The sequence below is a fragment of the Thalassoglobus neptunius genome (genome assembly GCF_007859735.1).
GTDB classification, from domain to species: Bacteria; Planctomycetota; Planctomycetia; order Planctomycetales; family Planctomycetaceae; genus Thalassoglobus; species Thalassoglobus neptunius.
Map to the genome: position 1 here is coordinate 2,268,296 of NZ_SIHI01000001.1, position 21,723 is coordinate 2,290,018.

Sequence of the window (21,723 nt, forward strand, 5' to 3'; positions counted from 1 at the left end):
AGTCGTGATGAAGAGCAGCCGTTTCGAAGAACAAGCGTTGCGAAGTGCAAGTTTGGCGAAGATATGGGCAAAAGATATGGGAAAAGTGTGCTCTGAGACTTTCAGAGCACAGGGGCGGGCCGACCCGGTGTCGAGTTTCGACACCGGGATTTTCTTCATCTCCTGCGAGCCTGTTTCCTCGACGCTCCTGCACTTAATTCAGAAGCGTCCGATCGCCATCAGTCGGAGATCCGGCTCAGCGGAATTTCTCCAAAAACCGACTGCGGAAAGTTTTAGACTTCCAGAAGCAGGCGGGTTGGATCTTCGATCGTCTGTTTGATTCTGACGAGGAACGAAACCGCTTCACGACCGTCAACAACGCGGTGGTCATAGGTCAACGCGAGATACATCATCGGGCGAATGACGACCTGTCCGTCGACTGCGACGGGACGATCTACGATTCCGTGCATTCCGAGCACACCGGACTGTGGAGGGTTCACAATCGGAGTCGAGAGCAGCGATCCGTAAACTCCACCGTTGGTGATTGTGAATGTTCCGCCTTCGAGTTCATCGAGGCCGATCTTGTTCTGCTTGGCACGTTGAGCGAAGTCTGAGATCGTCTGTTCAGTCTCCGCGAAGCTGAGCCGTTCCGCACTTCGGATGGCAGGCACAATCAAGCCTTTTCCGGACCCGATCGCAACACCGATATCGTGGTAGTTGCGGTAGATCAACTGGTTTCCGTCGACCTGGGCAGCCAAGGCTGGGAACTCGTTGAGTGCGTCGATCGTGGCCTTCACGAAGAAGGACATGAACCCGAGTTTGATGTTGAATTTCTTGACAAAATAGTCCTGGTATTCCGAACGAAGTTCTTTGATTGCGCTCATGTCGCATTCGTTGAATGTCGTGAGCAGGGCTGCCCCCTGTTGAGCTTCAACGAGACGACGAGCGATGGTCTGTCGCATCGGAGACATGGGCACGCGGCGTTCGTCGCGTGCTCCCGCCACGGCGACGTCAGCGGTTTGTCCTGTCGTTAACGCCCGCTGCACATCTTCCTTGAGAATTCGTCCGCCCGGTCCGGAACCCGAAACCTGACTGACGATGATGTTGTTCTCGCCAGCGAGGCGTTCCGCAGCTGGCATCGGATGACCGCCGGGTGATCCTGAAGGAGCTGGTGCCGGAGCTGCGGATGATTTTGGGGCATCCTGCGTCGCCTGAGTCGACTTCTGTCCGTCACTCTCGGAGCCGGCTCCGTTTGGATTCGGACCCGGTTCGAGCATCGCGATGACTTCGTCGATCTCTGCGGTTTCGCCTGCGGTCTTCGTGATCGATGTAATCGTTCCCCCTTCGGGGCACGGAACGTCGAACGTTGCTTTGTCCGTTTCAAGTCCGACCAGATCCTGATCGGCGGCGACCCAGTCCCCTTCCTTGACGTACCACTCACCGATGAAGACCTCGGTGATCGACTCTCCAACGGACGGGACTCGAATTTCAACAGCCATGCTGCATCGACCTTTAGACAACTGAGCAGATTCCTCGTGATGAGGGGGTACTGCAAACCACGACCACAATCTGGATGAAACTGATTTCGCCGTTCAGGCGCACCCTCTCCGAGAGCGCACCCCGGGAAGATGAGTTTCTGAATGATAGTGATCGGATTCCACCGGCTGGAGTCCAAGTGAACAAGAATTTTGAAATCCTCCCCGGACTTATTCAAACATGCTGATCGCACAGACACCCTCGCGCAGTTGACTCGCAACGAGTCTGGTGTTCGAATAGGTCCGTCGAAAGCTCAATGGGATGCTCGCCTCAGCAGGAACAAATATCGGTGACAGTTCAACTTAGCGAATTTGCCAAATCTCTTACTGTCGAGACAGCCTTTACCGTCCTGGCGGTTGCCAAACAGTTGAAGGCGTCCGGGAAAGATGTTGTGGAACTGGAGATTGGTGACAGTCCCTTCGAAAGTACCGCTTCGGCCAAGCGATTCGGCGTTTCGGCCATCGAATCCAATCAGACTCACTATTGCCCATCGCCCGGGCTTCCCGAGTTTCGAGCAGCAGCTGCCGAGTTTGTGAAGTCAGAGTTTCACATTCCCGCAGCCTCTGAGAACATCGTCGTCGGTCCGGGGGCAAAAGTTTTTGAGCAGTTTTTCTGCGAAGCGTTTCTCAATCCGGGTGACGAAGTTCTCGTCTTCAGCCCGTATTTCCCCACTTATCTGCCGAATATCCTCCGTCGAGGGGCCAAGCCGGTTTTCAGCAGCCTTGAACAGTCGAACGAATTCCGTCCCAATCTCAAGGATGTCGAAAAGTTCCTGTCTGACTCGCCAAGTCCGAGAGCGATTTTCCTGAACACGCCCCACAATCCGACCGGAGGAGTCGCGACGGACGAAGACCTCGCCGGGCTTGCCGATTTGATTCGCGTGAAAAATGTCGCTGTTTTTAGTGATGAACCCTATTGTCATATGGTCTGGAGAGGACGGCATCGGTCCATTCTTGAGTATCCCGGAATGATGGATCAGTGCGTCGCTGCCTACACGTTCAGCAAGTCGTACAGCATGAGTGGATGGAGGCTCGGATTCGCTGTGACTGCGGAGCCGATCGCCACTTCGATTGCCAAAATGATCAACACGACACTTTCGTGTACCCCTCCCATCGTGCAGATCGCCGGGATGCACGCATTGCAGTCCGATCAGGCAGAACGCGACCAGCAGATGGCGAAATTTCAGGAGAAAGTTCAGCTGCTCGCCCGGGGACTCAATGAAATTGATGGAATCCACACACTCGATCCGACAGCAACTTTTTACGTCTTTCCGAACGTTGCTCCGATTTGTAATCGCTTAAAGATCACCAGTCATGGATTGGCGCTTTATCTTCTCGAAGCTGCTGATGATGATTTCGGTGTTGCCTGTTTGGGAGGCGAGTGTTTCGGCGAAGCTGGTCATGGGTTCTTGCGGTTTAGTTGTGCGGAACCGAATGACCGACTGGCGAAAGCGTTGGAATTTCTGCCGGTCGCGTTCTCTCGAGAGGATCGCGTGAACGAGTATCTGAAGAATCATCCGGAATTCCAACTGGAAAACCCTTATCCTCAGCCGTAAGCTCGACCAGAGAGAACGCTCCCCCGCGGAACTGATTTCGGAAATAAAGATGAGTCGTGTGCCGGACAATCTGGAGAGCCCTTCCCATGCGGTTTGGGGGATTCGAATCGTCTGGGTGTGTTACACGGCAGCACTCTTCTTTTTCACGCACACTCCTGTTCCTGATGGTTTTCAGGGAATGACGAGTTCCTACGACAAGGTCTTGCATTTCGGTGCTTACTTTGTGCTCGCAGTGCTGGCTGGAGTCGTTTTTCTGGAGCGAAATCAGCTGCGAATCCCGATGGTTCCGCTGATGATCGGTTTATTGCTGTTCGCAGCTATGGACGAGATTTTGCAGGGGCCTGTGGGTCGCCAGCCGGACTTTTTCGACTGGGTTTTTGACAGTTTAGGAGTCATGGCTGGTCTCGTTGGGCTGCATCGCGTGCTGATCTGGCTCCCTCAAGGTTCCGTGCGGATTGCCAATGTTCTTGGGCGTCGTTCGCATTCAGGTTCGGTCGACTCTGTCGCCAAATAAGACATTCTGAGATGTTGCGAACCCCCTATCTTGTCCGCCTCGGAAATCGTCTGGCGGATGGTCTCTCCGGAACGTCTCCCGATTGGCGCGCACGTCATGCGGAATTTGTTCTCAGCTTTCAACAAGACGACGGCGGGTTCGCCGGTCGCGAAGGAGATTCTGATCTCTATTACACCAGTTTCGCCGTTCGGGCGCTGGTGATGCTGGGGCAAATGTCAGAAGGAGTGACGAACTCGGTTGCCGAATTTCTCGCCCGACATGACCCGCTGCGGTTGGGGGTGATCGATCTCATGAACTGGCTTTCAACTGCCTTGGCCGTTCAGGTGGCCACTGGTCAGGACCTGCTCGAAGGGTTCGGGGCCGATTTTGCGGATGTCGTTTCCGCTCGGTTGGAGGAAGTTCGAACAAAAGATGGGGGCTACGCGAAATCAGTCGAGGGGTCTTCCGGGAGCACTTACCACTCGTTTCTGGTTCTTTTGACCTATCAGTTGTTGGGGAAAGAGGTTCCGCGGCCGAATGCGCTCATTCAGTTCTTGTACGATCGCCAACGCGATGATGGCGGGTTCGTCGAGATTGCTCCAATGAGGCGAAGTGGTACGAATCCGACCGCGGCCGCAGTTGCGATTTTGCAGGAATTGAATGCGGTCGATGATGAAATTCGGGCTGATGTGAGGGCGTTTTTGAAAGATGTCCGAGGAGATGAAGGCGGCTTTCAGGCCAATTCGCGTGTTCCGTTCACGGACAGCCTCTCCACATTCACCGGGTTGCTGACCATTCAGGATCTGGGACTGGCCGAAGTCCTCAATCCGCAGCAGTTGCGTGAGCTTCTTGAATCTCAGCTGGAATTCCCGACCGGGGGGTATCGCGCAGCGACATGGGATGAAGCTGCTGATGTCGAGTACACGTTCTACGGTTTGGGTGTGAAAGCTCTTCTCGGCGAAGAAGCTCCGGCAGGGGAAGAAACTGCGAACCTGACGTGATAGACGTGGTCTTTTCTGTCGTCCGGTTTGTCAGTTTGCTTTCGAAGTGCGGGTTTCGACTTCGCCGAATTTCGAGTGTCGGGCATCTGACGGGAAGGCGAACAGGTTGATCTGGACGTTTTTGAACCGAGGTTGGGCGGTGAATCTCAAATGTCCGCGATTGATGACAAAACGAGTGGCAAGACGACTTGAAGCATCGCAAGGACCTCGCTATAAATCGCGGTTCGCCGGAACTCCGTAAGCACTGATAGGATTAGTCCTTGCACACGGAAGAGTCACCGCTATACTTCGCGGCTTGCAACCCGGTCGTCCGCTAGCGTAGCTCAACGGCAGAGCACCGGTTTTGTAAACCGGCGGTTGTGGGTTCGAATCCCTCCGCTAGCTCTTGCAGAGAGGGGACGGAATGTTCTCTGGTTTGCATCAAATACTTTGGGGGTGTACCCAAGCGGCCAACGGGGTCAGACTGTAAATCTGATGGCTTAGCCTTCGTAGGTTCGAATCCTGCCGCCCCCATGTTTTTTAATGTTTTGTCATGTGCGAGATTTCTCGCGTTCGTTGGCAACGTTGTGGTGAGTGTTTCTGTCGTTGATTCGGCAGTTTTGTTGCTGTGAGGTTTGTTGTTTGCGGCAACATGTTTTGTGGAAGCAGTGGGAATTTCTGCTTGATTTTCACGCGACGTGTCGTGTGAGTTGACAGGAGTGCCCTTCGGTTTTCATGATTCCAGCAGATTGCTGTTAGCGGGTGTAGCTCAATGGTAGAGCTCCAGCCTTCCAAGCTGGTGGTGAGGGTTCGATTCCCTTCACCCGCTCTTTTCCGTGGGTGGCGAGCTTCGGCTTGCTGTCACGGATTTTTGTTTATGCTGCTGTGGCTCAGTTGGTAGAGCGCGTCCTTGGTAAGGACGAGGTCGCGGGTTCAAGTCCCGCCAGCAGCTTACCGGCACCCACCCGGTTTTGCCGTGTCGACGTAGTCAGGCGTGCTGCAAGCGTCGAAGCTGACTGTCGCGACTGTGTTGGTCGCATGGTACCACTTATGAGAACTTACGGAGTTTTGGAGCGCTAGTCATGGCGAAGGAAACATTTCAACGGACAAAGCCGCACGTCAATGTTGGGACGATCGGTCACATCGACCACGGAAAAACTACTCTGACAGCGTCGATTCTGGCTGTGCAGGCGACAAAGGGGCTGGCTGAGGCGATTGATTACTCAGAGGTTGCAAAGGGCGGGACGGTTCGTGATGAAACCAAGACCGTGACTATTGCTGTGAGTCACGTCGAGTACGAATCGAACAATCGTCACTACGCACACATTGACTGTCCTGGTCACGCGGATTATGTCAAGAACATGATCACCGGTGCGGCTCAGATGGACGGTGCAATTCTTGTGGTTTCGGCTGCGGATGGCCCAATGCCTCAGACTCGCGAGCACATCCTTCTGGCTCGCCAGGTTGACGTGCCTGCTCTGGTTGTCTTCTTGAACAAGTGCGATCTCGTCGACGACGAAGAGCTTCTCGAGCTTGTCGAGATGGAAGTTCGCGACTTGCTGAACACATACGACTTCCCAGGCGACGACGTGACAATCGTTCGTGGTTCTGCGAAGCCAGCTCTCGATGATCCAGGCAACGCAGACAAGAATGCCTGTATCGGTGAGTTGATGGATGCTCTGGATGCCGATATTCCAGAACCAGCTCGCGAAGCTGACAAGCCATTCCTGATGGCGATTGAAGACGTGTTCTCGATCGAAGGTCGAGGAACTGTTGTGACCGGTCGTATTGAACGAGGAATCGTCAAGGTCGGTGAAAAGGTTCAAATCATTGGTCTGCGTGACACTCAGGAAACCACCGTCACCGGTGTTGAGATGTTCCGTAAGATTCTTGATGAAGGAAAAGCTGGCGACAACGTCGGTATCCTTCTTCGCGGAACTCGTAAGGAAGACGTTGAGCGTGGGCAGGTTCTGGCTGCTCCGAAGACGATCAATCCTCATACGAAGTTCGAAGCTGAGATCTACGTCTTGAGCAAAGAGGAAGGTGGTCGAAAGACTCCATTCTTCAGTGGCTATCGACCTCAGTTCTACTTCCGTACAACAGACGTGACTGGTGCGGTCAAGCTTCTGGGTGACGCAGAAATGTGTATGCCTGGCGATAATGTCAAGCTTGAAGTTGAGCTGATTAAGCCAGTCGCTCTTGATGATGGTAGCCGTTTCGCGATTCGTGAAGGTGGCCGGACTGTTGGATCTGGTGTGATCACCAAGATCCTCGAGTAGAGTCAGCCGGGGAATTCTTGAGTCAGCATCCGACGCCTCGACCGAGTCGTCGGATCGCTGCGATTTTTGGAGGTGGGAAATGGCCCGGGAATATGTGTGGCTTGAATGCACAGAGTCGGGGATGCGCAATTATCGTGTCATCAAAGAGATGCGCGGAACAGAGCGTTTGGAGTTGATGAAGTTCTGTCCAAAGTTGCGTAAACACACTCTGCACAAAGAATCTCGCAAAAAGTAGCGTGGTTTACGGGCGTAGCTCAATTGGCAGAGCAGCGGATTCCAAATCCGCAGGTTGGGAGTTCAAGTCTCTCCGCCCGTGTTTCAGTCTTTCTGGCGGTCTGTGATATTCCGTCAGAGAGTGCGGCGGCGATGTTAAGATTGCGGAGGTTCTGTCGAATCTCTAGAGTGCGCAGCCAAGTCAAGCGTGAACTGGCTTGTTGGTGGTCGCTGGTGCCGACTGTGCTGTATGTGTGTCCTGCGATCGATTGCGTTTCAGGAGTTTGGCGCAACTGGTAAGTGGTCAGGGAGATCGCTGCCGCGTTGTGGTGTTTTTGTGAATAAGGATCGCCCAGGATGGCAAAAGCGAAGACAGAAACGACATTTTTCGGCAACTTCCTGGTGCCGGGGCTGTTCAAGCCGAATCAGGGAAGGGTTGTCCGTCAAGTGACGGCCGCCTTTGTTGGCATTGTCATGGTTGCAATCGCTTGGCGGTTGCGTGTGACAGTTCTGTCTGATTTTTCGCAGGCCGTTGCATTATTTGTCCCGCTGACCATTGGCGTTGCGGGATTGTGGTTTGCTTACCGGTTGGTGAATTGGCCACCGTTTGCCAACTTTCTGATTTCAGTCGAAGCGGAGCTCGACAAGGTTTCCTGGGCAGACTGGGAATACCTCAAGCGTGCGACTGTTGTCGTGCTGGTAGTGATGTTCGCGATGGGTGCCTATTTGTATCTTGCAGGCTTCCTTTGGCAGCAACTGTTTGGTCTTGTCGGGTTCCTTGATCTGGACACGCTTGATTAGCGCGGTCTGAAGAGTCGTCCGTGTCAAATGGGCACGGTGAAACGAAAATAGAATTGTCCACTCGTTCGCTTGAATTTCACACTGCGATCGATCAAGATGCGTGGCTCGCCATGGATAAGGAAGAAACCAACACCGACGATGCACAACAAGCTGGGTCCGGCAATCCCCGGAAGTGGTTTGTGCTCAAGGTGCAGAGTAATCGGGAGCGGTCAATTCGCGACTCGATCCTTCGTCGAATTAAGATGGAGGGGATGGAAGAGCACTTTGGTGAAGTCTTCATTCCTACGGAAAAAGTGGTGGAGACAAAAGGTGGCGGACGACGCGTTCGTGAGCAGAAGTTGCTGCCTGGATACATGATGATTGAGATGGAGATGACTGACGAAAGTTGGCATCTCGTGCGGTCGACAAGCGGCGTGGGTGATTTCACCGGAGCGGCAGGCAAGCCGATCCCGATGGAAGACGAGGAAGTACGCCGCTGGTTGGGTCAGGATGTTGCCGCAGAAGAGGAGAAGGAAGTTGCTCCTCGGCCTGTTGTGAAGTTTGATGTGACTGTTGGTGACCAGGTGAAAGTCAAAGAAGGGGCTTTTGCTGAGTTTGAAGGTGTCATTGACGGCATGGATGATGCGACGGGAAAAGTGAAAGTGATTATCGAAATCTTCGGCCGGCCAACCGAAGTCGAATTGGAACACTGGCAGGTTGAGAAGGCCTGATTCGCCAGAAAGGCTCTCCGCTCTGGACGCGCAGAGTGGCTCAGTGTGTGGTTAATTGGCGATGACGGTTTTGAATGACTTAGATGTCATGAGGGATGAGGCTGGAGATGGCCAAGCAGTTAGTAGCGGAAATTAAGGTTCAAGTGACTGGTGGGCAGGCAACTCCAGCTCCACCTGTGGGGACAGCCCTCGGACCGCACGGTGTGAACATCGGGCAGTTCGTGCAGCAGTTCAACGACCAGACTCGAGAAATGGCAGGGACAACTCTCCCTGTTGTGATTTCGGTCTTCAATGACCGTTCGTTTACCTTTGTGATCAAGAGCCCGCCGGCTGCTGTTCTTCTGAAGCAGGCTGCCCAGGTTGCAAAAGGTGCGTCGAATCCATTGAAAGACAAGGTCGGGACCGTCACTCAGGCGCAACTCAAAGAAATCGCTCAGGTGAAACTGGCCGATCTCAATGCGTCAAATATCGATAATGCTGCGAGGATCATCGCAGGAACGGCTCGGAGTATGGGAATTACTGTGGTTGACTGAGTCGTCGCCCGGTTCGGTTTGTGGCGAGTTGAATTCGGCGATGTTTCGTCGGTTCCTGTCAATTGCGAGCACTTTTTCCAGTTCAGTTGTGTTTGTTGTATGTCGCACTGTGTTGACGTGCTCGGTCCTAATTAGAACGTCGTCGCGTTAGTGAAGCAGTCTGCATAAGGCAGCGAAAGAAGATTACAGTCATGTCAAAAGTATCGAAGCGTCAACGAGCGTATCGAGAAGCTCTTTCGGGGCTGGGGGCAGTCTCTGTTTCTGAGGCGGTTGAAGCCTTGAAGGGTTTGGATTCGAAGCTTCCGAAAGGGGTTGAACCAAGCAAGGCAGATCAGTCTGTCGAGCTGGCTGTTCGGCTCGGAGTTGATCCAAAGCATGCCGATCAAATTGTGCGTGGCTCGATTGTCCTTCCTCATGGGATTGGAAAGTCTCAGCGAGTTCTCGTTTTCTGTAAAGATCAGAACGTAGAAAAAGCTCTTGAGGCGGGTGCTGATCACGCAGGCGGCAAAGAGCTGGCCGATAAGATTGTCGGCGGATGGCTCGATTTTGATGTTGCGATTGCGACGCCGGATATGATGGGTGTCGTTGGTCCGCTGGGTCGAGTGCTTGGCCCGCGAGGGTTGATGCCGTCTCCGAAGGCTGGCACTGTGACGCAAGATGTCGCGACAGCAGTGAAAGAGTACAAGGCTGGTAAGGTCGAGTTCCGCGTTGACGATGCCGGGAATGTGCACTGTCTCGTCGGGAAGCTTTCGTTCGACAGTTCACAGCTTGTGGAAAACATTGACACGCTGCTGAAGTTGATTGAGCAACTGAGGCCGCAGGCAGCGAAGGGAGTTTACATGCGTTCTGTGACTGTGTCGGCGACGCAGACACCGGGCGTGCAAGTGAGTCCAACGCAAATGGCTGGTTGATCCTGGATTGATTTTGGGATCGTTCGATTGAATTACAGCTGAATTACAGCGGCGAGAGTGGAAAAGACTGATGAGTAAAGTAGTCAAAAAGATGATGATCGATGATCTCCAGGAGCGCCTGGCTGATCGGAAAGATTTTCTCGTGTTGGACATTTCCAAGCTCGACGCGATCTCAAATAACAACTTGCGGATGGAGTTGGAAAAGAAGGGGATCACTCTTCTGGGTGTGAAGAACTCGCTGTTGCGTGTTGTTCTTCGCGGTGCCGGAATGGATACCCTGGATGGTTCGTTGTCTGGACCATCTACGATCGCGTGGGGTGGCGAGGACATTGTCGGTCTATCTCGGGAGATGGCCGACTGGGCGAAGAAGATCGAAGAGCTTGAGATCAAGGGCGGTGCGGTCGACGGTCAGGAAGTTGATTCTGACGGTGTGACAGGCATCAGTAAGGGGCCAAGTCGAACGGAATTGATCGGTCAGATTGTTGGACTGGCTTTGAGCCCGGGTGCAACATTGAGTGGTGCACTGCTCGGACTAGGTGGAACACTGGCTGGTCAGTTGAAAGCAATTGCGGACAAAGAGAACAACGAAGACGAAGGCGGCGACGCGGCGTAGCGTCCCGGTTCGGCCGAGTGAGGCCGAGATTTGTTGAGTTTATGGGAAGCATTTGCCAGTGACATAATGAGCAGACAGCTCTTCGAAAACGGCAGATTTCCATGGACGAAATTTTCACTCTACCGAGCCGGTGCGACGTGTTTACGCACGCCGGCATTTGACACTGGAGAATTGTGATGTCAGCTGAAGCCCCAGAAGCCCCAGCAAAAGAATTCGATGACGAAACCAAAAGCCTCGGCGATCAACTCGTTGGGTTGACGCTTCTTCAGGCGAAGGCTTTGTCTGATTACATTAAAGAAGTTCATGGCATTGAGCCTGCCGGTGGCGGCGTTGTCGTGGCTGCTGGTCCTGCAGCTGGTGGTGGCGAAGGTGCCGCTGCTGTTGAAGAGAAGACCGACTTCGACGTGATCCTGACCAGTTTCGGCGATGCAAAGATCAACGTGATCAAAGTCGTCCGAAGTATCACTGGCCTGGGCTTGAAAGAAGCCAAGGAACTGGTCGAAGGTGCTCCGAAGCCAGTCAAAGAAGCTGTGCCAAAAGAAGAAGCAGAAAAGCTCGTCAAAGAGATCGAAGGTGCTGGCGGTTCTGCTGAGTTGAAGTAACCGTATTTGCGGACAATAACGGCATGGCAAGATAGTGTCATGCCGTTATTTTTGTTATGTGGTCAAGCATTCTGCGTGCCACACGGTTGCAATATGCGCCGGAATCGGTAACTTTATGGTTGCCGCCGATATACGGAGATCTCCAAGGACGTTTCATTTGACACACTGGCGCATTGTTCGTAAGTCTCCTCGATTGGACCCGACGACAGCAGAAGTTAGTCCGAATTCCGGATTTCGGAAAGATGGAATTGCTGATTTTGTTCGGGCGATGGGGGACGATCACTTGAGTCTAAGGACGCTGTTTTGGTCCTTGGTACGCTTGAGGTGCGCTTTACGTGACCTTCTAACTCAGGAAGGAAGGCATGTGCGAGTGTGTTTTCGGGCTGAGAGACAACTCGTGAGGCATCTCCATCTGCGAATTTTCGAACACTGGAGCAGAGTAAGGCACAAGATGTTGCACTCACGGACGTCCCCACGCTGTTCAAGGTTTTTGGATCAACCGACCGTTGCCCGCGTGGCCGAACGGTTGGGCTCTGACAGGATACAGTTGTTGCGCTCCAGGGGCTGTTTGCTTTCAGCTTCGATTCGGTTGTCTGCCTGCTGAAGGCTCTCTTGCTTGAGAATGACCGAGAAACCGTGTAGGTCTCGGTCTGTTGAATACGTTCATTGTTTGTCATCGCTTGCTGAGAATCCGACGAATGCCAATTCCCCATCAACGAATCATCGCGACAGACTCTGTTCGAAACTTCGGTAAGATTGAAGCTCATTATGAGCTTTCTGATCTAACACGAATTCAAACGGAATCGTATGCACGATTTCTTCAACTCGATCGCAAGCCAGAAGAGCGACGGGACGAAGGTCTCGAAGAGATTCTGCGAGAGGTCTTTCCGGTAGAAAGCTATGACGGCCAATACCGGTTGGAGTATGTGCGCTACGAGTTGGGCAAGCCTCGCTATACCCCAGTCGAATGTCGCCAGTTGCGAATGACGTACGGACGGCCGTTCCGCGTGACGCTGCGTCTCGTGAAAGAACAACCGATTGAGGAAGAAGTCTATCTCGGTGACATGCCCATTATGGTGGGCGGTGGTGAGTTCATCGTCAACGGTGCCGAGAGAGTGCTCGTGAGTCAGTTGCACCGGTCTCCGGGTGTCGATTTCGTGATGTCCAACGAACCGGGCGAGCGGAAAGAGTACTCTTGCCGCGTCATTCCGGAGCGAGGAAGTTGGATTGAATTCATGGTTTCCAAGAAGGAAACCCTCGGCGTTCGAATCGACCAGAGCGGTCGGTTCTCGGCGATGACGTTGCTGCGAGCGATGGATGAAAACTTTAGCGATGATACTTCTTTGCTGAAACTGTTTTACAACATCAAATCGGCCAAGGTTGGGAAAGACGGTTCGGAACTGGCTGGGCAATACGCAGCCGAAGACATCGTCTATCAGACCGGTGAGCGAGCTGGGGAAATTATTGTCGAGTGTTGCAGCGTTATTTCAGCAACGCAGGCGGCAGAAATCTCGGAAGCTCAGATCAAAGAGGTTCAGGTTGTCGATGAGGTGAGGGACACTCTGATTCTCGACAGCGTGGCAGAGGATCCGACCCTAAGCCACGAAGAAGCCCTGTTGAAAATTTATCAGCGACTTCGTCCGGGGACTCCTCCGTCGCTGGAAAAGGCGCGAGATCTCTTTGCTGAGAAGTTCTACGACGTCAATCGTTATCGACTCGGTCGTGTTGGGCGTTTCCGTATCAATCGGAAGTTCGATCAGGATGTCCCTGATGACGAAATGACGCTCAAGTCCGAGGACATGGTCAATGCAATTCGCTATCTCGTGCGATTGCGCTGCGATGATGACTCAGCTTATGTCGACGACATCGACAATCTCGGAAATCGTCGGCTCCGTACAATCGATGAACTGGGGATGGATGAAATCCGAAAAGGCTTCTTGAAGCTTCGGCGGACTGTCCAGGAGCGGATGAGCTTGAAAGATGTCGAGGAAATGACACCTCGGACGTTGGTGAATCCGAAGAGTGTTTCCGCAGCGATTGAATACTTCTTCGGGCGGAGCGAACTCTCTCAGGTTGTCGACCAGACGAACCCATTGTCGATGCTGACTCACGAGCGTCGATTGAGTGCATTGGGTCCTGGTGGTTTGAACCGAAAACGAGCTGGCTTCGAAGTTCGTGACGTTCACATTTCTCACTACGGTCGAATTTGTCCGATTGAGACTCCTGAAGGAACGAACATCGGTCTGATTTCGAGTTTGAGTATCTACTCGAAAGTCGATGACTATGGTTTCTTGATTACGCCTTATCGAAAGGTGGTTGAAGGCCGGGTCACTGATGAAATCCAATGGCTTCGTGCGGATGAAGAGTCGAACGTTCACGTTGCTCCAGCGGATACGCATGTTGAGAAAGGAAAAATTCTCGACGAGCGTGTTCTCTCTCGCTATCGCAATGACGTGCACTGGATTTCCGTCAACGAAGTGGAATACATCGACGTCGCTCCAGCCCAGATGGTTGGGGTTTCGGCGGGCTTGATTCCGTTCCTCGAGCACGATGATGCGAACCGTGCTTTGATGGGTTCGAACATGCAGCGGCAGGCGGTTCCGCTTTTGATTGCGGAAGCTCCGCTCGTCGGAACGGGGATGGAGGACGAAGTTCCTCGATACTCCGGGATGGTCGTTCGATCAGATCGAAACGGCAAAGTGACCTATGTCGATGCGAACGTCATCGAAGTTGAAGGCAAACGATTTCCGCTCCGGAAGTACACCGGATTGAACGAACGAACCTGCCTGAATCAGAAGCCGATTGTTTCGGTTGGACAGAAAGTCAAAAAGGGCGAGATCCTTTGCGACTCGGCTGCCACACGAAATGGGGTTCTGGCTCTCGGCCGAAACGTGCTCGTCGCGTTTATGTCGTGGGAAGGTTTCAACTTTGAAGATGCGATCATTCTTTCTGAGCGGTTGGTGAAGGACGACGTCTATACGTCGATTCACATCGATGAGTTCGATGTTGAAATTCGAGAGACCAAGCTGGGACGAGAAGAGTTCACCCGTGATATTCCGAATGTCAGTGAGAAGGCACTTCGCCATTTGACCGACGAAGGAATTGTGCATGTCGGAACTCGCGTCAAACAGGGGGATATTCTTGTCGGAAAGGTTGTTCCGAAAGCGAAGGCAGAACTGACTCCCGAAGAGAAGTTGCTGCATGCGATTTTCGGAAAAGCTGGTGAAGACGTTAAGAATGAATCTCTTGAGGTCCCCAGTGGCGTTGAGGGAATTGTCATCCAGACTGAGAAGTTCTCTCGACGAATGAGTCTTTCTGAGGCGGATCGAAAGACCTTCGATCAGGAAGTCAAGAAAGTTGAGCAGGCAGGTCAGGAAGCGATCGCTGCGAAGTTCAAAGAGTTTCTCGTTGAGTTCGAAGAGTCTATCGGGAAACACCTTGTTGACGATGATGGACGCGAATTGCGAACCATTGAGGATGCAAAGTTCCTGGCTCAGTACGCACGGGACTTCGAAACGCATCAAGACAATCTCGACATCCGCAGTCCGCAGAAAAAAGCCGACCTTCGCAAGTTGATGACCGAGCGGTGGCCGTTTGTTGAAGACACAATTGATGAGCAGGACCAGAAGCTCAACAGTATGAAGCGGGGTGATGAACTCCCGAATGGTGTCTTGCAGATGGTCAAAGTCTATGTCGCCTCAAAGCGACAGATTTCGGTCGGGGACAAGATGGCGGGTCGCCACGGAAACAAAGGGGTGATCTCGAAGGTGCTGCCTGTCGAAGACATGCCTTACCTCGATGATGGAACACCCGTCGATATCGTCCTGAACCCGCTGGGGGTTCCGAGTCGTATGAACGTCGGGCAGATTTTGGAAACTCACCTCGGGTGGGCAGCTGGAAAGCTTGGCTTCCGAGCGATCTGCCCGGTCTTCGATGGAGCTCCAGAAGAAGAGATCAACGAATGTCTTCGCGAAGCAGGTCTTCCAGAGGAAGGAAAAGTTCGACTCTTTGATGGTCGAACCGGTGAACGAATGGAGCAGAAGACGACCGTCGGTCACATCTACATGCTCAAGCTTCACCACCTGGTTGATGACAAGGTTCACGCCCGTGCGACCGGTCCTTACTCTTTGATCACTCAACAGCCACTCGGCGGAAAAGCCCGCTTCGGTGGACAGCGATTCGGAGAGATGGAAGTCTGGGCTTTGGAAGCCTACGGGGCAGCCTTCATTCTGCAGGAGTTGCTCACTGTGAAGAGTGACGATGTCGAAGGTCGTACAAAAATCTACGAATCGATGGTCAAGGGTGAGAACACTCTCGAAGCCGGAACACCCGCCAGCTTCGACGTGCTCAACAATGAAATCCGGGGTCTCTGCTTGAACATGCAACTTGAGAAAGCTCATTCGTGAGCCGGGCTCATTGTATTGAAGTGCCGGTTTCGGCTGCAGATTCAACTTAGAAGACAACTCATTCACTTCAACAGGGGAGTTCCCAGTGAGCGTTGGAGAAGGTGCTTACGATCGCGTTAACGATTACGGAGCCGTCAAGATTAGTCTGGCGAGTCCGCATGACATTCGAAGTTGGTCTTTTGGCGAAGTGAAAAAGCCGGAGACAATCAACTACCGAACCTATCGTCCTGAACGCGATGGATTGTTCTGCGAGCGGATTTTCGGACCTGAAAAGGACTGGGAATGTGCGTGTGGAAAATATCGCGGAATGAAGTACAAGGGGATGATTTGTGACCGCTGCGGAGTGAAGGTCACACATTCCCGCGTGCGACGAAAGCGAATGGGGCATATCGAGCTCGCTGCGCCCGTCGTCCACATCTGGTTCTTCAAGAGCATGCCGAGCCGTCTGGGCGCAATGCTTTCGATGAAGACAACCAGTCTTGAGAAGGTCATCTACTTCCAGGAATACGTTGTTACCGATCCCGGTGACACTCCGCTTCGTAAATGTCAGCTTCTGACAGAAGATGAAGCGAAAGATGCGAAAGAGAAGTACGGCGACGGCGAGTTCAAGATCGAAATGGGTGCCGAGGCGATCTTCTCTCTGTTGACCGATGTCAACCTTGTTGACGAGTCCGTCAAGCTGCGTCAGGAACTGCGCGAAACCGGCAGTCAGCAGAAAGCCCGTGATCTCATCAAGCGATTGAAGGTCATTGAAGCTCTCCGCGACAGTGATAACCGTCCGGAATGGATGGTGCTGCACTGTATTCCTGTGATTCCACCGGATCTGCGTCCATTGGTGATGTTGGAATCTGGAAACTTCGCGACCAGCGATCTCAACGATCTCTATCGTCGAATCATCAACCGGAACAATCGGCTGAAGAAGCTTGTCGATCTGAATGCTCCGGAAGTGATTGTCAAAAACGAAAAGCGGATGCTTCAGCAGTCCGTCGACGCTCTGTTCGACAACGGACGGTGTAAGCGTCCAGTGCTGGGCTCTTCGAATCGCCCGCTCAAGTCTTTGACAGACATGATCAAAGGAAAGCAGGGACGATTCCGCGAGAACTTGCTCGGGAAACGTGTCGATTACTCAGCGCGATCGGTCATTGTGGTCGGTCCGGAGTTGCGACTGCATCAGTGTGGTCTTCCTAAGAAGATCGCTCTGGAATTGTTCCAGCCGTTTATCATCCGTCGGCTCAAAGAACTTGGGCATGCGGATACGATCAAGTCGGCGAAGCGAATGCTGGAACGACGAGATGAAGAAGTCTGGGATATTCTTGATGAAGTGATCACGAATCATCCTGTGCTTTTGAATCGTGCTCCAACTCTGCACCGAATGGGAATCCAGGCATTTGAGCCGGTTCTCGTCGAAGGTCACGCGATCCGTGTGCATCCTCTCGTCTGTAAAGGGTTCAACGCCGACTTCGATGGGGATCAGATGGCGGTCCACTTGCCGCTGTCGATTGAAGCTCAAGTTGAAGCGACGACATTGATGATGTCGACGAACAACATCTTCAGTCCGTCGAATGGTGCCCCGATTATTTCCCCGTCTCAGGATATCGTGATGGGTTGCTACTACTGCACCCTGAAACGACCGGGACGTGAAGGAGAAGGGCTTATGTTCGGCTCCCCGGATGAGTGTATTACTGCCTATCAGTTGGGAGTTGTTGAACGTCACGCCGCAGTGAAAGTTCGACTTCCAAAAGACAAACGCGTCAAAGGTGATGGGGCGGAAAGTTACAAGGCTGGCGGTCTGATTGAGACCTCTCCCGGCCGAGTGATTTTCAATGATACCCTTCCGACGCGGATGGCCTTCTACAACAAGACGTTGACGAGCAAAGACCTGTCGAACGTCATTTCAGATTGCTATCTCGAAGTTGGTCAGCGTGAAACCATCGATCTTCTCGACAACATGAAGAAGATTGGGTTTACGGAATCGACTCGCTCCGGCCTTTCGTTCGGAACAACGGACCTCGTTGTCGCTCCGAACAAGGAAGAAGTGATTCTGAAGGGTGAAGGCGAAGTTCTTAAGCAGCAGAAGCTGTATGACCGCGGGGTGATTACCGGTCAGGAACGTTACAACAAGGTCATCGACATTTGGACTCACGCTCGGGAAGAGATTACCGAAGCGATGAAGGTTCGACTTGAACACGACGTTCGAGAAGACGGGGCTTATGTCAATCCGATTTATCTCATGGCAGATTCCGGTGCTCGAGGGGGAATTGAACAGATTCGCCAGCTGTCCGGTATGCGTGGTCTGATGGCCAAGCCAAGTGGTGAGATCATCGAAACCCCGATCAAATCGAACTTCCGTGAAGGTCTGACGGTTCTCGAGTACTTCTCGTCAACGCACGGTGCTCGAAAAGGACTGGCTGATACGGCATTGAAAACTGCCGATTCCGGTTACCTGACTCGAAAACTGGCGGATATCTGTCAGAACCTCGTTGTCACTGAACGCGATTGCGGAACGACCAAGGGTGTGACTCGCGGAGTCCTTTATCGTGGCGAGAAAGTCGAAGTGAGTCTGGCCGAGGCGATTCGAGGTCGCGTCAGTCGAACGAACATCGTCGATCCGATCACGGACGAAGTCATCGTTCGCGAAGGTGAGTTGATCACCGTCGATATCGCTCGGCGAATTGAAGATATGGGGCTTGAGCGAATTCAGGTTCGAAGTCCTATGGCTTGTGAAGCAGAGCTTGGAATCTGCCAAAATTGCTACGGGATGGACCTTTCGACCGGGCAACTTGTCGAAGAAGGTCTCGCAACCGGGATTATCGCTGCACAAAGTATCGGTGAGCCTGGAACGCAGCTGACGATGCGGACGTTCCACATCGGTGGAGTGGCATCGAAAGAGTTGGAAGAGAGCGATCTGAAGACCAAGAAAGCTGGTCGTGTCAAATTTGCTCGTGTTCGAAGCGTCGTCAACACTGAGGGGCAGAACATCGTTCTTGCTCGTCAGGGTGAGATTATCATCATCGACCCGAAAGATCGTGAGCTGGAAAAATACAACATTCCGGCCGGTGCTTATCTGAAGGTCAAAGAAGATGAAGAAGTGAAAGAAGGTCAGGTTCTGTGTGAATGGGATCCGCACTCGGTTCCAATTCTGGCAGAAGTTGGTGGTCGCGTCCGATTCGAGGATCTGATCGAAGGTCGATCGATCCGAACTGAAAAGGACTTGAGCGGACACATTCGTACGACCGTGATCGAACACAAGGGCGACCTGCATCCGCAGATCATCCTTGAGGATAGCACCGGAAAAATTCTGGATTACTACTACGTTCCAGAACGTGCGAACATCGAAGTTAAAGAAGGAGCACAAGTCTCAGCTGGGGCCGTGCTTGCGAAACAGCCTCGTGAAGCGTCCGGAACACAGGACATCACCGGGGGTCTTCCGCGTGTCACCGAACTCTTCGAAGCACGAAAGCCGAAAGATCCGGCCGTTGTTGCTGAGATCAGCGGGGAAGTGGAACTGATCGCCGAGCGAAAGCGTGGCAAGCGAGTCATCGTTGTCCACGGAGAAGACGGCACCGATGTCGAACACGTGATTCCGCACGGTAAGGCACTTCTGGTTCATACAGGCGATCTGGTCACCGCCGGGGATGCTCTCGTTCGTGGTCCGCTTGTTCCTCACGACATTCTTCGCGTCAGTGGAGAAGAAGCGGTTCATCAGTATCTCTTGCATGAGATTCAGAACGTGTACCGGGCGCAGCGTGTGGGAATCGACGACAAGCACATCGAGCTTGTTGTGTCTCAGATGCTTCGAAAAGTTCGAATCGACGATGTTGGCGACACTGATTTGCTTCCTGGCGTCGTTGTCGACAAGTGGGAATTCCGCCGCGTCAATCGTGCTCTCATGAACTGTGTGCGAATTGTCAGTGCAGGTGCGACTGAGTTTGTCGTCGGCGACGTCGTTCCGCTGGAAACAGTGGAAGAGGTCAACGAGCACCTCGAAGCTGCTGGCGATGAACTCATTGAGTACACGGCTCCGCGTCCCGCGAGTGCCAGTACTCAGCTGTTGGGGATCACGAAAGCTGCTGTCCAAAGTGAGAGCTTCATCTCCGCTGCGAGTTTCCAGGAAACGACCAAGGTGCTGACAGAAGCAGCACTCGCTGGAAAGTCAGACGGTTTGGTGGGTCTCAAAGAGAACGTCATCTTGGGGCACCTGATTCCAGCCGGAACTGGTTTCAACATGCATCAGGAATCGACCGTTCGGATTCGTCCAGAAGCCCAGCAGGAGTTGCGTGATGAACATGCTCGCATTCTTGCAGCTCGGCGTGAAATGCTGAGTGAAAGCGATCAGCTTGCTCAAGACCTCGGATTGGTGGATCAGCCACCTGCTCCACCTGCGTTCGGCGACGTTCCGTCGTTCACAGATTTGTCTCCAGAAGAGTAAGCTGCGAAGACATTTTGACGTCAAGAAACAAGGCGTTGGTCGAATTGATCAACGCCTTGTTTGCGTACACGTATTCGTTAAGCTGACAGAAGATTCGCGGTTCAATTGGCAGGCAGGTTGATCGTTGTTTCGTGACTGGCCTTGTCTGTGTCAGCAAGTGGAAGAGATTCGCCGAAGACGGATGTCTGTTCAAATCGCCGAATCGAAAAGTCGTTCAGTGAAATCAGCCGGGATAGAGTGAAATGGTTGCCGCATTGGGAACAAAGATTGATGAGATCCTCGCCAAATCGGTGTCGGGGGAACGGCTGACTCCTGAGGAAGGTCTTGAGCTTCTCAAAACGACTGACTTAACAGCTCTCGGAGTTGCTGCTGATGAGGTGACTCGCCGGCTTCATCCGGAGCCGTACAGAACGTTCAACATCGATCGGAATATCAACTACTCCAACGTTTGCGCAGCTGTTTGTGACTTCTGTGCTTTCTATCGACCAGTTGGGCATGCCGAAGCGTATGTTCTGACCGAAGAGGTGCTCGATCAGAAGATGCAGGAAACCCTCGATCTCGGGGGGGATCAGATACTTCTGCAGGGCGGGCTGCATCCTGAGTTGCCTTTGGAATGGTACGAAGACTTGCTGCGAGGAATGCGAAAGAGATTTCCGGGGATCAACGTCCACGGTTTCAGTCCTCCGGAGTTGTGGCACTTTCACAAGATGAGCAAGTTGCCACTGCGGACCGTGCTCAAACGACTCAAAGACGCCGGACTCGGGAGTTTACCGGGTGGGGGCGGGGAGATTCTCGTCGATCGGGTTCGCAAACAGATCACACGCGGTAAGGTGTTGTCAGACGGATGGCTGGAAGTCAATCGCGTCTGGCATGAGATCGGCGGGAAGAGCACTTGCACGATGATGTTCGGGCATGTCGAAACGTTGGAAGAACGAATCGAACATCTCGAACGGCTTCGTCAGTTGCAGGACGAGACCGGTGGATTCACTGCGTTCATTTGCTGGACTCATCAAGCTCCCGAAACGGCTCCCTGGTTCGGTGGACCGCGAAAGGGTGGGGTCGACATGTCAGTCGTTCCCGAAGCGGGAGCTTTCGAGTATTTGAAGACTCAAGCAGTTGCTCGATTGTACCTCGACAACATCCCCAACATTCAATCGTCCTGGGTGACTCAGGGTGAGAAAATCGGGCAGCTGGCTCTGTACTTCGGAGCCAACGATATGGGCAGTTTAATGATCGAGGAGAACGTTGTTGCTCAAGCGGGGACGGTGTTTCATCTCTCGCTGGAATCGATCAAACGCTGTATTTCGGATGCTGGCTACATTCCGCGTCAACGCAATGTCTTTTACGAGTACGTCGACGACGTGGAGAACGGATAGTCTTCGGTCGCGTAGGAGCTGAAGATCGACGGCCGGCAACAATTGAATCAGCGATTACGGTTGTATCGATTGAGCAGAATTGACAGGAAATTGTTCAGGTAACATGACAATCGCTCCCTCGATTCGTCGGGATTGTTCAGCAATTCCGATTTGACTTTGGAGTGAGTGGAATCGGAAACTAAGATAGCTTGCAAAGAGTTTTGGAAGATGGTCCGAACCGGTTCTTACGAACATGGTCGGGAAAGTCTGGGTCTTCCAGTGCAAAGTTGTTCTCGAGTGCGGATTGAAAAAGACAGCTTGCCTCAGT

Annotated in this window: 15 protein-coding genes and 5 tRNA genes; 19 read left to right on the top strand and 1 reads right to left on the bottom strand. The window is 52.9% G+C overall.

Annotation, left to right across the window (positions count from 1 at the left end):
- Nucleotides 1-272: 272 nt before the first annotated feature.
- A complete protein-coding gene (odhB, locus tag KOR42_RS08910; RefSeq protein ID WP_146508943.1) occupies nt 273-1,478 on the bottom strand; it encodes a 2-oxoglutarate dehydrogenase complex dihydrolipoyllysine-residue succinyltransferase in 1,206 nt (401 codons plus the stop codon).
- A gap of 326 nt (nt 1,479-1,804) precedes the next feature.
- On the opposite strand from odhB, the gene KOR42_RS08915 reads away from it, so the two are divergent.
- The 19 genes from KOR42_RS08915 (at nt 1,805) to mqnC (ending at nt 21,416) form a co-directional block, all read left to right on the top strand.
- Nucleotides 1,805-3,070, top strand: a complete 1,266-nt coding sequence (locus KOR42_RS08915) for a pyridoxal phosphate-dependent aminotransferase (protein ID WP_146508945.1) — start codon at nt 1,805-1,807, stop codon at nt 3,068-3,070.
- 49 nt (nt 3,071-3,119) lie between these two features.
- Nucleotides 3,120-3,584 (top strand): VanZ family protein, encoded by a 465-nt coding sequence (locus KOR42_RS08920; protein WP_146508946.1) that lies wholly within the window; start codon nt 3,120-3,122, stop codon nt 3,582-3,584.
- 11 nt (nt 3,585-3,595) lie between these two features.
- Nucleotides 3,596-4,564: a prenyltransferase/squalene oxidase repeat-containing protein gene (locus KOR42_RS08925; RefSeq protein WP_146508948.1), complete on the top strand. Its 969-nt coding sequence runs from the start codon at nt 3,596-3,598 to the stop codon at nt 4,562-4,564.
- A 312-nt stretch (nt 4,565-4,876) separates the two neighbouring features.
- Nucleotides 4,877-4,948, top strand: a tRNA-Thr gene (locus tag KOR42_RS08930).
- Between the two features lie 47 nt (nt 4,949-4,995).
- A tRNA-Tyr gene (locus KOR42_RS08935) sits at nt 4,996-5,077 on the top strand.
- A 224-nt stretch (nt 5,078-5,301) separates the two neighbouring features.
- Nucleotides 5,302-5,372: transfer RNA gene (locus KOR42_RS08940), tRNA-Gly, on the top strand.
- A gap of 50 nt (nt 5,373-5,422) precedes the next feature.
- A tRNA-Thr gene (locus KOR42_RS08945) sits at nt 5,423-5,495 on the top strand.
- A 130-nt stretch (nt 5,496-5,625) separates the two neighbouring features.
- Entirely contained in the window at nt 5,626-6,822 is a 1,197-nt protein-coding gene (gene tuf / locus KOR42_RS08950; protein ID WP_146508950.1) for an elongation factor Tu, read from the top strand.
- 79 nt (nt 6,823-6,901) lie between these two features.
- Nucleotides 6,902-7,057, top strand: a complete 156-nt coding sequence (rpmG, locus tag KOR42_RS08955) for a 50S ribosomal protein L33 (RefSeq protein WP_146508951.1) — start codon at nt 6,902-6,904, stop codon at nt 7,055-7,057.
- Between the two features lie 8 nt (nt 7,058-7,065).
- A tRNA-Trp gene (locus KOR42_RS08960) sits at nt 7,066-7,138 on the top strand.
- A 254-nt stretch (nt 7,139-7,392) separates the two neighbouring features.
- Complete coding sequence (gene secE, locus KOR42_RS08965; protein ID WP_146508953.1) at nt 7,393-7,836, top strand: preprotein translocase subunit SecE; 444 nt, start codon at nt 7,393-7,395, stop codon at nt 7,834-7,836.
- A gap of 53 nt (nt 7,837-7,889) precedes the next feature.
- Nucleotides 7,890-8,546 carry a transcription termination/antitermination protein NusG gene (gene nusG, locus KOR42_RS08970; RefSeq protein ID WP_231740812.1) on the top strand — a complete coding sequence of 219 codons (657 nt, stop codon included), beginning with the start codon at nt 7,890-7,892 and terminating at the stop codon, nt 8,544-8,546.
- 107 nt (nt 8,547-8,653) lie between these two features.
- Nucleotides 8,654-9,079, top strand: coding sequence for a 50S ribosomal protein L11 (gene rplK, locus KOR42_RS08975; protein WP_146508955.1), 426 nt, complete (start codon nt 8,654-8,656; stop codon nt 9,077-9,079).
- 191 nt (nt 9,080-9,270) lie between these two features.
- On the top strand, nt 9,271-9,990 hold the full coding sequence (gene rplA, locus KOR42_RS08980) for a 50S ribosomal protein L1 (RefSeq protein WP_146508957.1): 720 nt from the start codon (nt 9,271-9,273) through the stop codon (nt 9,988-9,990).
- A 70-nt stretch (nt 9,991-10,060) separates the two neighbouring features.
- Complete coding sequence (gene rplJ, locus KOR42_RS08985; RefSeq protein ID WP_146508959.1) at nt 10,061-10,603, top strand: 50S ribosomal protein L10; 543 nt, start codon at nt 10,061-10,063, stop codon at nt 10,601-10,603.
- 176 nt (nt 10,604-10,779) lie between these two features.
- Nucleotides 10,780-11,205, top strand: a complete 426-nt coding sequence (gene rplL, locus KOR42_RS08990; RefSeq protein WP_146508961.1) for a 50S ribosomal protein L7/L12 — start codon at nt 10,780-10,782, stop codon at nt 11,203-11,205.
- Nucleotides 11,206-11,903: 698 nt separating this feature from the next.
- Complete coding sequence (rpoB, locus tag KOR42_RS08995) at nt 11,904-15,611, top strand: DNA-directed RNA polymerase subunit beta (RefSeq protein ID WP_146508963.1); 3,708 nt, start codon at nt 11,904-11,906, stop codon at nt 15,609-15,611.
- 85 nt (nt 15,612-15,696) lie between these two features.
- A complete protein-coding gene (gene rpoC / locus KOR42_RS09000) occupies nt 15,697-20,040 on the top strand; it encodes a DNA-directed RNA polymerase subunit beta' (RefSeq protein ID WP_146508965.1) in 4,344 nt (1,447 codons plus the stop codon).
- A gap of 242 nt (nt 20,041-20,282) precedes the next feature.
- Nucleotides 20,283-21,416 (top strand): cyclic dehypoxanthinyl futalosine synthase, encoded by a 1,134-nt coding sequence (mqnC, locus tag KOR42_RS09005; protein WP_146508967.1) that lies wholly within the window; start codon nt 20,283-20,285, stop codon nt 21,414-21,416.
- Nucleotides 21,417-21,723 lie beyond the last annotated feature (307 nt).

Excerpts from the sequence above, each read along its gene's own strand:
- odhB (WP_146508943.1), bottom strand. The coding sequence starts at position 1,478 with ATGGCTGTTGAAATTCGAGTCCCGTCCGTTGGAGAGTCGATCACCGAG.
- KOR42_RS08920 (WP_146508946.1), top strand. The coding sequence starts at position 3,120 with ATGAGTCGTGTGCCGGACAATCTGGAGAGCCCTTCCCATGCGGTTTGG.
- KOR42_RS08925 (WP_146508948.1), top strand. The coding sequence starts at position 3,596 with ATGTTGCGAACCCCCTATCTTGTCCGCCTCGGAAATCGTCTGGCGGAT.
- tuf (WP_146508950.1), top strand. The coding sequence starts at position 5,626 with ATGGCGAAGGAAACATTTCAACGGACAAAGCCGCACGTCAATGTTGGG.
- rpmG (WP_146508951.1), top strand. The coding sequence starts at position 6,902 with ATGGCCCGGGAATATGTGTGGCTTGAATGCACAGAGTCGGGGATGCGC.
- secE (WP_146508953.1), top strand. The coding sequence starts at position 7,393 with ATGGCAAAAGCGAAGACAGAAACGACATTTTTCGGCAACTTCCTGGTG.
- rplK (WP_146508955.1), top strand. The coding sequence starts at position 8,654 with ATGGCCAAGCAGTTAGTAGCGGAAATTAAGGTTCAAGTGACTGGTGGG.
- rplA (WP_146508957.1), top strand. The coding sequence starts at position 9,271 with ATGTCAAAAGTATCGAAGCGTCAACGAGCGTATCGAGAAGCTCTTTCG.
- rplJ (WP_146508959.1), top strand. The coding sequence starts at position 10,061 with ATGAGTAAAGTAGTCAAAAAGATGATGATCGATGATCTCCAGGAGCGC.
- rplL (WP_146508961.1), top strand. The coding sequence starts at position 10,780 with ATGTCAGCTGAAGCCCCAGAAGCCCCAGCAAAAGAATTCGATGACGAA.
- rpoB (WP_146508963.1), top strand. The coding sequence starts at position 11,904 with ATGCCAATTCCCCATCAACGAATCATCGCGACAGACTCTGTTCGAAAC.
- mqnC (WP_146508967.1), top strand. The coding sequence starts at position 20,283 with ATGGTTGCCGCATTGGGAACAAAGATTGATGAGATCCTCGCCAAATCG.